Annotated in this window: 7 protein-coding genes; 3 read left to right on the top strand and 4 right to left on the bottom strand. The window is 42.7% G+C overall.

Features of this window, described 5'->3' with window-relative positions:
- Positions 1-9: 9 nt before the first annotated feature.
- Entirely contained in the window at positions 10-831 is an 822-nt protein-coding gene (locus tag MHI58_RS10130) for a MerR family transcriptional regulator (protein ID WP_041507102.1), read from the top strand.
- 59 nt (positions 832-890) lie between these two features.
- On the opposite strand, the gene MHI58_RS10125 is transcribed toward MHI58_RS10130, so the two are convergent.
- From MHI58_RS10125 to MHI58_RS10115, 3 genes are all read right to left on the bottom strand, one after another.
- Complete coding sequence (locus MHI58_RS10125; RefSeq protein ID WP_368004316.1) at positions 891-2,720, bottom strand: ABC transporter ATP-binding protein; 1,830 nt, start codon at positions 2,718-2,720, stop codon at positions 891-893.
- A complete protein-coding gene (locus MHI58_RS10120; protein WP_041507104.1) occupies positions 2,717-4,450 on the bottom strand; it encodes an ABC transporter ATP-binding protein in 1,734 nt (577 codons plus the stop codon). The genes MHI58_RS10125 and MHI58_RS10120 overlap by 4 nt, the downstream gene beginning before the upstream one ends.
- Positions 4,451-4,544: 94 nt before the next feature.
- On the bottom strand, positions 4,545-5,447 hold the full coding sequence (locus tag MHI58_RS10115) for a LysR family transcriptional regulator (RefSeq protein ID WP_024718330.1): 903 nt from the start codon (positions 5,445-5,447) through the stop codon (positions 4,545-4,547).
- 153 nt (positions 5,448-5,600) lie between these two features.
- Between MHI58_RS10115 and gltB the strand changes: the two genes are divergently transcribed.
- Together gltB and gltD are read left to right on the top strand one after the other, a co-directional pair.
- Positions 5,601-10,172: a glutamate synthase large subunit gene (gene gltB / locus MHI58_RS10110; RefSeq protein ID WP_045034973.1), complete on the top strand. Its 4,572-nt coding sequence runs from the start codon at positions 5,601-5,603 to the stop codon at positions 10,170-10,172.
- Between the two features lie 16 nt (positions 10,173-10,188).
- Positions 10,189-11,673, top strand: coding sequence for a glutamate synthase small subunit (gene gltD, locus MHI58_RS10105; RefSeq protein ID WP_008346585.1), 1,485 nt, complete (start codon positions 10,189-10,191; stop codon positions 11,671-11,673).
- A 63-nt stretch (positions 11,674-11,736) separates the two neighbouring features.
- Here gltD and MHI58_RS10100 read toward each other — a convergent pair whose 3' ends face one another.
- Positions 11,737-12,939: a NarK/NasA family nitrate transporter gene (locus MHI58_RS10100; RefSeq protein ID WP_041507106.1), complete on the bottom strand. Its 1,203-nt coding sequence runs from the start codon at positions 12,937-12,939 to the stop codon at positions 11,737-11,739.
- Positions 12,940-13,025: the final 86 nt, after the last annotated feature.

Genomic DNA, 13,025 nt, shown 5'->3' with positions numbered 1-13,025 from the left:
GCCCTAAAAATGATGAACGATGTTCAAAAAACATTTTTAACTGGAGAATTTGCGGCATTATTTGAAGTGAAAAAAGATACACTGCTCTATTATGATAAGATCGATTTGTTTAAGCCGGCAGGTGTTCAGGAAAATGGGTACCGTTATTATACATTTGAACAGTTTGATCATTTCATGGCCATTCAATCTCTTCGCGCTGTTCAATTTCCGATCAAGCAATTAAAACAATACTTTACTGAGCCTTCTCAGGAAAAATTGCAAAGCCTTGCGGTTGAGCAAGCAGAAAAGGTCGGGGAGGAGATCCGAAAACTACAGGATATTCAATCTTTTCTTTTTCGTGTGATCGAGACAACGAATGAATTATCATCAGTGAAAACAGGGGAGGTCTTGTTTCAAGAACTGCCAGAAGAACCGATCGTCCTCAGTACATCAAACCCGATTGATTCAAACACACCTGTAGAAGAAATTTCTCGAATTGTAGGAGAATTTCTGAAAGGGATTGGTATTAAAGGTGCCGCGGCAAATGGTTCTGTTTTAAACAAGGAGCAGTTTTTGCAGCGTCATTATCATCAATCTGATAGGCTGTTTTGCCGAATGGAAGGGCCGGATGCAGTCAAAAAGCCAGCGGGTCTATATGCAGTCATGTATCAACAAGGAACATATGAAGAGATGGAGACTGCCTATTCACGTTTATTAGATCGTATCGAAGCAGAGGATATGATACTGGATGGAGATGTCTTTGAGGAGTATTTACTTCATTCTCTGATGTCTAAAAATGAAGCGGATTACATGACGAAACTTAGTGTGAAAGTCAGAAAACGGGAAGCTTAAGGCATAACAAAAAGGATAGACAGGCATTTTTACATGCTGTCTATCCTTTTTGGTGCTGTTTAACCGACTTGGTTTTCGGCAAATTGACTCATATAGAGGTCGGCATAAAAGCCTTTTTCTTTCAAAAGCTCACGATGAGTTCCTTTTTCAATGATCGTGCCATCTTTCATGACTAAAATGAGATAGGCATCTTTAATCGTTGAAAGTCGATGTGCAATGACGAAGCTTGTTCTGCCGTTCATTAATTCATTCATCGCTTTTTGAATATGCATCTCTGTCCGTGTATCGACACTGCTTGTTGCTTCATCTAAGATTAATATCTTCGGATCAGATAAGATGGCACGGGCGATGGTTAACAGTTGACGCTGACCTTGTGAGAGGTTGCCGGCATCTTCTGTTAAGAGTGTGTCATATCCATCTGGAAGGGTGCGGATGAAATCGTCTGCATAGGCATGTTTAGCGGCCTTCAACACATCCTCTTTTGAAACATTTGGTCTGCCATATGCGATGTTGTCATAAATTGTGCCTTCAAAGAGCCATGTATCCTGAAGAACCATCGCAAATAAGTCACGCACTTGCTCTCGGCTGAGGTCGGTGGTTTTTACGCCGCCAATGCGAATGGAGCCTTGATCTAGCTCGTAAAAGCGCATTAACAGATTAATAATCGTTGTTTTTCCAGCGCCTGTTGGCCCAACAATGGCCACCGTTTGTCCTTCTCGGACTTGTAAATTCAAATCTTTAATAATGGGTTGATCTTTCTCATAACCGAAGTGAACGTGCTCAAAGGCCACATCTCCGGAAAGGGATTTAAGATCAATCGCTGCATCTTCTTGCGCATGTTCTTCTTCTTCATCCAGAATTTCAAACACCCGTTCAGCAGAAGCGATAGCAGATTGAACTAAGTTTGCAACACTGGATGCTTGCACAAGTGGCTGCGACATTTGCTGTGTGTATTGGATAAATGCTTGCACATCCCCAACACGAATATTCCCGTTAATGACAAGAATTCCGCCAGCAACACTTACCGCCACATAGCCAAGATTCCCAATAAAGGTCATCATCGGCATCATTAAGCCGGAGATAAATTGTGCTTTTCTTGAAGATTCATATAGTTGTTCGTTTAATTGATCAAATGTATCAATGGCTTTCTTTTCATAGCCATACGCACGAACCGTCTGATGTCCTGTGAACATTTCATTAATATGTCCATTGATCATCCCTAGTTCTTTTTGTTGTGCTTTAAAATGCTTTTGCGAAAATGATGTAATGCCTCGAATCGCAAACAAACTAAGAGGCAGCGTCAAACAAACAAGCAGCGTCAGTAGCGGACTGATGAAAAGCATCATGACGACAATTCCAATGACTGTAATAACAGATGTGATCACTTGCGTGAGTGCCTGCTGTAAAGAAGTATTAATATTATCAATGTCGTTCATCACCCGGCTCAGCGTGTCTCCGTGTGTTGTTTTATCAAAATAACGAAGGGGGAGACGTGTGAGCTTGTCATTTGCTTCTTGCCTTAATTCAGCAATGGTCTGCTGCGAGACACCCGCCATCACATATTGCTGCACGAATGAGAAGAGAGATGCTACGACATATAATAGAACAAGCAGCAATAAAATGCGTGAAATGACATCGAATTGAACGCCAGTTCCTTGTGTAAAACTTTCAAATAGGGAAGAGGTGGCATCCCCAAGTAATTTTGGACTGACGACATTAAAAACGGTTGAACCGATCGCTGCAATCAGGACAATGATCAGCTGAAATTTCCTCGGTTTTAAATAGCCCGTTAAACGAAGAAGTGTTTTTTTAAATTCCTTCGGTTTTTGTACTGGGCCCCTTGGGTGACCGCCTTTATGTCCCATTCCAGACGACATTTTTTTACTCATCCTTGCTCCACCTCCTGACCTTCCTGTGATGCGACTATCTCTTGATAGACAAGGTTATCTTTCAGTAACTGTTCATGTGTACCGATACCTGCTATTTTTCCATCATCTAACACAATGATTTTATCGCTATGCTTCACTGTGCTGATTCTTTGAGCCACAATAATCAAAGCAGCATGCTCTTTTTCAGCTTCTAGCGCTGACCGAAGTTTTGCATCCGTTTTGTAATCAAGGGCAGAGAAGCTATCGTCAAACAGGTAGAATGCAGGTTTTCTTACGAGTGCTCTTGCGATCGAAAGACGTTGTTTTTGACCGCCAGAGAGATTCGAACCCCCTTGGTCTATCTCTGCGTGAATTCCGCCATCTTTTTGCAAAACAAATTCTTCGGCCTGTGCTGTCCGCAGTGCCTGCCAAATCTCGTCATCTGTAGCATCTCGTTTGCCAAAGCGCACATTATCAGCAATGGTTCCGCTAAATAAAATGGCTTTTTGAGAAACATAGCCCATCTGACTTCTCAGTTTCTCTTGAGGCAATTCTCTAATATCGACACCATCTAATGTAATTTTTCCTTCTGTTGCCTCGTAAAAACGTGTCATCAGCTGAAGAAGTGTCGTTTTCCCGGAACCTGTACTGCCGATGATCGCCGTCGTTTCACCCTTTTTGGCTTCAAACGTCATGTCTTGAACGGCTGGTTTTTCAGCATTTGAATAATAAAATGACACATTCTCAAAGCGAATGGACTGGGCTGGCTGATCAAGTTTAGTGACAGCTTCTTTTTTGTCTTTAATTTTTGGTTCTAGATTTAACACTTCATTCATCCGTTTAGCTGATGCCTGAGCTCTAGGCACCATAATAAAACTCATAGACAGCATAATGAGTGCCATTAAAATCATCATCGCATATTGAATGAAGGCGATCAGATTCCCGACTTCCATCTGTCCGGCATCAATCCGATTAGCGCCAATCCAGACAATGCCGATATTCGTGAAGTTCATGATAATGAGCATAAAAGGGAACAAGTACGCCATTAATCGATTGACTTTAAGGCCAGTATCCTTATACGATGTATTGGCTTCTTGAAAACGTTCTTTTTCGTCATCTACTCGGTTAAACGCTCGAATGACCCGAATGCCTGAAAGCGACTCTCTCATAATCAAGTTCAGCCGGTCCGTTTTTTTCTGAAGCTGGCCAAAGAGGGGGATTGCTTTTCTTGACACCAAATAAATGAACCCGCCAAGAAGGGGAAGAGCTGCTAAAAAGATGAGAGATAACACAGCATCTCTAGATACAGCCAAAATAATTCCACCAACGAGCATAAGAGGCGCCCGTGTCATCATTTGTAAGATCATGATCGTGACATCTTGAACTTGTTTCACATCATTTGTGGATCTTGTAATAAAGGAAGATGTCCCGATTTTTTGAAATTCTTCTAATGAGAATTGTTCGACATGCACAAACAGCTGTCTTCTCATATCACGCCCGAAGCCTAGAGCTGTCTTAGATGACAAGTAGGACTTCCAAATCGTGAGCAAGATGGCAAGTAAAGAACAAGCCACCATCCAGCCCCCAACCTTCCATATATAAGCGACATCTCCTTGGACGATCCCGACATCAACGATATCTGCCGTAAGCGTCGGTAAATACAGCTGGAGCATACTGCTTAAAAAGGTGAGAATCACAATGGACACAACGGATAGCCGATAGGGCTTTAAAAACGATAAAATTGATTTCATACGATTACCTTTCTTCCATATAGTCTGTTGTTCTGTAACTCATCATATACAAAGAGGGATTATTTCTACAAATGAAATGTCTTGTTTCAATGAATTATTTATATTGTTCAATTTTTGAAAAGAAGTCCTTTACAAACATATAAAAATCATGGGCAGAAGGAGACATCTCTCTTGATTTAGACGCAATAATTCCGACCGTTCTTCTCACTTGAGGGAAATCAATGGGAATTTTCACTGTAAATCGCGGTGTTGTTTCATAAAAAGCACTTTCGGGTAATAAGGTAACGCCCATACCCGCTGACACAAGACCTTTAATGGCATCCAAATCTTCTCCTTCAGATGAGATAGTTGGCTCATAGCCAGCCTGCTTACAGGCATCAACCGCAATTTGTCTCAGCACATATCCTTCAGGAAATAAAACGAAATGGTCTTTTCTCAAATCACTTAAATGAATACTTCTTTGCCCGCTAAAGGGGTGACTAATAGGTAAAAGGGCATAAATGCTTTCGGAAAACAAGATATTTCCTTCTATTTGAGGATCGTTTGTCGGGACGGGTCCTAAAAAGGCAAGATCAATGTCTCGATTTTTGACAGCTTCAATCAGAAACTTATAGGAACCTTGACGAAGTAAAAAATCGACCTCTGGATATTCTAGCTTAAATGCGGAAATGACAGAAGGGAGCACTTGGCTTGCTAGACTTGTAGGAAATCCAATGTTCACTGTCCCTTTGTGGGGGTCTAAGTATTCATCAATTTGTTCTTTGGCGTAATCTATCGCTTTTAGGGCGGTTCTGACATGGTCCAAAAATTGTCTGCCGATTTTCGTTAATTTGATATTTCGTCCTTCTCGTTCGAATAAAGCCACTCCAAGTTCTTCTTCTAAATTGGCAATCTGCCGGCTGATGGCAGATTGGGCAACGTGTAAGTTTTCAGCCGCTTCTGACACGTGTTCACGGTCAGCAACTTCTACAAAATAACGTAATTGACGAAGCTCCATTTTTGCACTTCACACCCATCTATCTCAAAAAGAGATTGTTTTGATCTAAATTATATATTGTTTATATTAATTTGAAAACTTAAAATAAGTTACAGAGTTTGTGAGATTTTATTACTGTGAAAAAACGGATCTTTTAAACGGGGGAGAGAAACGATGACTTATAATCAACTACCACAACCACAAGGTCTCTACCGTCCTGAATTTGAACATGATGCATGTGGAATCGGACTGTACGCCCATTTAAAAGGGGAGGCGACACATAGCATCGTCAAAAAGGGATTGCAAATGCTGTGCCAGCTTGATCACCGCGGCGGGCAAGGCAGTGATCCGTATACAGGTGATGGTGCCGGTTTAATGGTACAACTGCCAGACGCTTTTTTTAGAAAGAACTGTCAAGACTTTGCACTTCCTGAAAAGGGCCGTTACGGGGTAGGAATGGTGTTCTTTTCAAAAGATGATGATGCCAAAACGCGTCAAGCGATCGAACAAAAGATCAACGGCTTCATTAAACAAGAAGGGCAAACATTAATTGGCTGGAGAACGGTCCCTGTTGATGCTGGGAAAATTGGAACGGTTGCAGCGAAGAGCTGTCCGGTTGTCCGGCAAGTGTTCATCGGAGCAAACGACAACGTAACAGACCGTTTGTCATTTGAACGAAAATTATACGTCATCCGCAAGCAGGCTGAAAACTGGGGAACAGCAGAGGAAAAACAATTTTACTTTGTCAGTCTGTCTAGTCAAACCATTGTATATAAGGGACTTTTAACATCAGATCAAGTTGATGCTTTTTATCTTGATCTACAGGATGAAACATTTGTTTCTGCATTTTCACTCGTTCATTCAAGATTTAGTACAAATACATTCCCGACATGGGAACGAGCGCATCCAAACCGTTACTTAATTCATAACGGAGAAATCAACACATTAAGAGGAAACATCAATTGGATGAGAGCAAGAGAACAACAATTCGTGTCTGAAGCCTTCGGAGAAGATCTAGACAAGATTTTGCCAGTGCTGAATGCAGACGGAAGTGATTCATCCATTTTAGACAATGCCTTTGAATTTTTCGTGCTTGCAGGGCGTACTCCTGCTCATACAGCGATGATGCTGATTCCTGAGCCGTGGACGGAGAATACGCACATGTCTAAAGAGAAACGGGCATTTTATGAATATCATAGTTCGTTAATGGAGCCGTGGGATGGTCCGACAGCGATTTCGTTTACGGATGGTAAACAAATCGGCGCCATCTTAGACCGGAACGGATTAAGACCCGCGAGATACTACGTGACAAATGACGATCATATCATTTTCTCATCTGAGGTCGGCGTCATCGACACAAATGAAGAAGATGTGAAGTATAAAGACCGTCTTGAACCAGGTAAAATGCTGTTAATCGATTTAGAAGAAGGACGCATTATTTCTGATGAAGAAGTGAAATCTTCGATTGCGAATGAACTTCCTTATCAAAAATGGCTCGATGAAGAAATGGTTCACGTCAATCGCTCTGAAGAAAATTCAGAAAATTCTAGTATCATGAGTGACTTGTTAACACGTCAGCGTGCTTTCCATTATACGTACGAAGACATTCAAAAGTATTTAATTCCTTTACTAGAAGAAGGAAAGGACCCAATCGGCTCGATGGGAAGTGATACACCGCTTGCTGTGTTATCAGATCGTGCGCAGTCGCTGTTTTCTTATTTCAAACAGCTGTTTGCTCAAGTCACGAACCCGCCAATTGATGCCATTCGTGAGCAGCTCGTTACATCGACCATGACTTGGTTAGGTGCTGAGGGAGATATTTTACATCCAAATGAATATTCATGCCGAAGAATTAAACTTTATACACCTGTTTTAACAAGCGGGCAGTTCAACGGCTTGAAAACGATTGTTCATAACGCCTTTAAAAGCAAAACGATTCATACACTTTTCACTGATGACCTAAAACGTGGTCTTGATGCGATGTTTGAAGAGGCAGAAAAAGCGATTCGTGAAGGGGTATCTTTACTAATTCTTTCCGATCGTGACATGACGGAAGAAAAAGTGCCGATTCCACCACTTCTTGCATTGAGTGCACTTCATCAGCATCTTGTGCGTCAAGGCTTACGAACAAAGGTGAGCTTAATCGTCGAATCTGGAGAAGTAAGAGAGGTTCATCATTTTGCCGCACTGATTGGCTACGGTGCAGATGCGATCCATCCGTACCTCGTTTACGAAACATACAAACAGCTTATTGCTGAAGAAGCGATTGCGATTAGCTTTGATGAAGCTGTCACAAAGTTTGGGAAAAGTGTGACTGAGGGCGTAGTTAAAGTAATGTCTAAAGTGGGAATTTCCACTGTCCAAAGCTATCGAGGCGCACAAATTTTTGAAGCAGTCGGCATTAGTGAAGATGTCATCCAGGCGTATTTCACAGGAACAGCTTCTCAGCTAGGCGGTATTGATCTTGACACCATTGCAAGTGAAGCAAAGCTTCGTCATGAGGCTGGGTATCAGGCATCAACTGATCAAACGCTAGAATCAGGCAGTGAGTTCCAGTGGAGAAAAAATGGAGAGCATCATGCCTTTAACCCAAAAACCATTCATACCCTTCAGTGGGCATGCCGCAACGAAGATTATGATCTATTTAAGCAATATACGAAGGCGGCGGATGAAGAACGAATTGGTTTCCTTAGAAATCTATTTGCTTTTCATTCAAAACAAAAGCCAGTTCGTCTAGAAGAAGTTGAATCTGCTGAATCCATTGTACGCCGCTTTAAGACAGGTGCGATGTCATTTGGTTCATTAAGTAAAGAAGCGCATGAAGCACTAGCGATTGCGATGAACCGAATTGGCGGCAAAAGCAACAGCGGAGAAGGCGGGGAAGACCCTGCACGCTTCACAGTAGATGAGCACGGGGATGATCGCAGAAGTGCGATTAAACAGATTGCTTCTGGCCGCTTTGGCGTGAAAAGTCATTATTTAGTCAATGCAGATGAACTGCAAATTAAAATGGCGCAAGGGGCAAAGCCTGGAGAAGGTGGACAACTGCCAGGGAATAAAGTATATCCTTGGGTCGCAGACGTACGTGGTTCTACGCCAGGTGTTGGCCTAATCTCACCACCGCCTCACCATGATATTTATTCAATCGAGGATTTGGCTCAATTGATCCATGATTTGAAAAATGCAAACCGTGATGCACGCATCAGTGTCAAGCTAGTTTCTAAAGCTGGCGTTGGTACGATTGCAGCAGGTGTCGCAAAAGGGACAGCGGATGTCATCGTTATTAGTGGATATGATGGCGGTACTGGGGCTTCTCCGAAAACAAGTATTAAACATACAGGACTTCCTTGGGAGCTTGGATTGGCAGAAGCGCATCAAACCCTTGTCTTAAACGGCCTTCGAGAGCGAGTCGTTCTTGAAACGGATGGCAAATTAATGACAGGACGCGACGTTGTCATGGCTGCGATTTTAGGAGCAGAAGAATACGGCTTTGCGACAGCTCCACTTGTCGTATTAGGATGCGTCATGATGAGAGCATGTCATTTAGATACTTGCCCAGTCGGTGTCGCTACTCAAAACCCGGAACTTCGCAAAAAATTCATGGGTGACCCTGATCACATTGTCAACTTCATGATGTTTATTGCAGAGGAAGTAAGAGAAATCTTAGCTGAACTTGGATTTACATCAATGGATGAATTGATTGGACGTACGGATGTCTTATCAGTAAGTGAAAGAGCAAAATCACACTGGAAAGCAGGACAGCTGAACCTTGAAACCCTGCTTTATCAGCCAGAGGGAGCACGCACATTCAGAACGCCGCAAAATCATAAAATTGATGAATCACTGGATATGAATGAGATTCTCCCTTATGTACAGGAAGCGCTCGATCATCAAACACCAGTTGATCTGTCACTAAACATTCGCAACATTCACCGTGTAGCTGGAACGATTACGGGAAGTGAAGTGTCTAAGCGCTACGGAGAAGAAGGCCTGCCAGAGGATACGATCACACTTCGGTTCACTGGTTCAGCTGGACAAAGCTTCGGCGCATTTGTTCCAAAGGGGATGTCTTTATATTTAACAGGTGACTCAAATGACTATATCGGCAAAGGACTCTCTGGAGGCAAAATTGCTGTCAAAACATCTGATCACTTTGTACAAAATGGACATGAGAACGTGATTGTCGGTAACGTTGCATTTTACGGCGCGACAAGCGGAAAAGCGTATATTAACGGTCGTGCAGGTGAACGATTTGCCGTTCGTAATTCAGGTGTCAATGTGGTCGTTGAAGGAATCGGTGATCACGGCTGTGAATACATGACTGGCGGACGTGTTGTCATTTTAGGTGACGTCGGGAAAAACTTTGGCGCAGGGATGTCTGGCGGTATCGCTTATGTGCATACATCCGATGCAAAACAGTTCAAAAGAATGTGCAACATGGAAATGATCATGTTTGAAAAACTCACAGATCACGAAGAAGAACAAGAAGTGAAGCAAATGATTCAGGAACACCTTGATTATACAAACAGCTCAAAAGCAGCAGCGCTTCTAGAGAACTGGGCACAAGAAAAGAATCAATTCATTAAGATCATTCCGAGAAATTACAAAATGATGCTTCAAAGCATTGAGGAACAAAAACAAGCAGGCCTCAGCCACGAGGAAGCCGTTATGTTCGCATTTGAAGCAAACACAAAACCGAAAAATAAAGAAACGGCAAACGGGCAAAAAGCAGCCGTCGCTCATTAAGAAAGGGGAGAGGACAATGGGCAAAGCAACAGGTTTTATGGATTATAAAAGAGAAAAGCCAAATGAACGTGACCCTCTCACTCGTCAAAATGACTGGAAAGAATATTCAGCTCCTTATACAGATGAGGTATTGAAACAGCAGGGTGCTAGATGTATGGATTGCGGAACACCGTTTTGTCAAATTGGGATGGAGATCAGGGGCGGCGTTTCTGGCTGCCCGATCTACAATTTAATTCCAGAATGGAACGACCTTGTCTACCGGGGCAGATGGAAAGAAGCGCTTGAAAGACTACAAAAAACGAACAATTTCCCTGAATTTACTGGAAGAGTATGTCCAGCACCTTGTGAAGGCTCATGTACCGTCGCCATCAATGATCCAGCAGTATCGATTAAAAATATCGAACGGACGATCATTGATAAAGGTTTTGAAAATGGCTGGATTACACCAAGAATTCCTTCAAGCCGTACAGGGAAAAAGGTTGCTATTGTCGGATCAGGACCAGCAGGACTGGCAAGTGCAGACCAACTAAACCAAGCAGGACACGCTGTAACCGTGTTTGAACGATCTGATCGTCTAGGCGGACTGCTCACTTATGGTATTCCTAATATGAAGCTCGACAAAGAAGTCGTTGAGCGCAGAGTTAAACTGCTAAGACAAGAAGGCATTGACTTTGTGACCAATACAGAAATTGGTGTGGATATCACGGCTGATGAACTGAAAGAGCAATTTGATGCGGTCATCCTTTGTACAGGTGCACAAAAGCAGCGTGACCTGTTAATTGAAGGCAGGGAAGCAAAAGGGATTCACCTGGCAATGGATTATTTAACACTCGCAACAAAAAGCATGCTTGATTCAGGATTCAAAGATAAAAACTTTATTGACGCAAAAGGGAAAGACGTCATTGTGATTGGCGGAGGAGATACAGGCGCTGACTGCGTCGCAACTGCACTTCGCCAAAAAGCAAAAAGTGTTGTTCAATTCGGAAAGCATCCAAAGCTTCCAGATACACGTGTAGGGGATAACATGTGGCCAGAACAACCTTATGTCTTCTCTCTAGATTATGCTTACGAAGAAGCACAAGCAAAATTTGGAGAAGATCCGCGCCAATATTCGATTCAAACCACAAAGATTGTGGCTGATAAAAATGGGAAGTTAAAAGAGCTTCATACCATTCAAATGGAAAAGGTGAAAAACGAGCAAGGGAAGTTTGAATTTCATGAGATTCCAGGAACAGAGAAGGTATGGCCAGCTCAGCTAGTCTTTATTGCGATTGGTTTTGAGGGAACTGAACAGCCACTAGTGAAACACTTTGGCGTGGACAGCAAAAACAATCGGATTGACGCAAAATATGGGGAATATACAACGAATGTAGAAGGCGTATTTGCAGCGGGAGATGCAAGACGCGGTCAAAGCTTGATTGTCTGGGCAATTAACGAAGGCAGACAAGTGGCGCATGAGGTAGACCGTTATTTAATGGGGAGTTCGGTTCTGCCAAAATAGGTCAAACAAAGGGTGTTTACCATATATAGAGAAAAGCCATGACCAAAGAGTGGTCATGGCTTTTTATGATTCAGACATGGTTGGCTGGATAATGACTTTTTTACGTTTGAACTGGGATACAACCAAACAGAGGAAGACAGCAAGAACAAAAAGAGAAATGGTCAAAAAACCAAACGTATAGGAGCCCGTCATTTCTTTTAAACTGCCAAGAACGTTTGGTAAAAAGAATCCCCCAATGCCTCCTGCAGCCCCTACAATTCCAGTCACAATCCCAATTTCCTTATGAAACACTTGCGGCACAAGCTGGAACACCGCCCCATTCCCCATACCAAGACACATCATTCCGACAAATAAAAGCGCAATGACCACTGGTAAAGCAGGTAGACTACTCACTGCCCCTAAACAGATACCAATCAAAGCAAATAAACCGAGCAGTACTTTCATCCCGCCAATTTTATCGGCAATCAAACCGCCAACTGGCCGAAAGAAGCTGCCTGCCGCCACGCAAAGCGTCACAAAATCACCAGCATGAATTTTTGAAATCGCATATTGGTCCACAAAGAAAATACTCAAGAAACTTGAAAGGCCGACAAAACCACCGAATGTAATCGCATAAAGCAGGCAGAAAAACCACGTTGTTTTCACTTGAAAGACTGAAAAATAGGACCGAAGCGGCTGAGGGGCGGGCTGGTTTGGTGCATCTTTTGCTGTGAAAATAAAAAACAAAAAGACGAAACTTAAAGGAATAAGAGCGAGCCCCATTACTGTATGCCAGCCATACATCTCCGCAAGTCTTGGTCCAAAGAGTGTCGAGATCAGTGTTCCGCTGTTTCCGGCGCCGGCAATTCCCATCGCTATCCCTTGTAAATGAGGAGGGTACCAGCGGCTTGCCATCGGTAAAGCGACCGCAAAACTCGCACCTGCAACCCCTAATAAAATCCCGATCAGTACTAGCTCTGAAAGGGTTGTACCACCGAAAAACCCCCATATGAGCGGAATGGTGGTCAAAATCATGCCCATCATCGCTGTTTTTTTAGGTCCCATTCGGTCTGTTAATAGGCCTAGCACAATTCGAAAAAAAGATCCAGATAAAATCGGAATGGCTACAATCATGCCTTTTTCTATTGTCGATAAGGCAAAATCTTGTGCAATAAATGCACCGAGTGCCCCCAGCAAAACCCAAATCATGAAACTCACGTCAAAATATAAAAATGAACCAAACAATGTCTTAGGATGACCACTAGAAGTCAATTCTGAGAGTTTCACAAAACCCCTCCTTTGTTTTGAATTTTCTGACTTAAAGATAGCGAGTTGATAGAAAGAATGGAAGTATTGTGTTAGAAAAAATGACA

Origin of the sequence: Bacillus sp. FSL K6-2869 (genome assembly GCF_040869405.1) — a bacterium.
Lineage (GTDB): Bacteria > Bacillota > Bacilli > Bacillales > Bacillaceae > Bacillus > Bacillus altitudinis.
The sequence above is the reverse complement of the archived record's forward strand: the minus strand, read 5'-3'. Positions and strand labels throughout refer to the sequence as shown.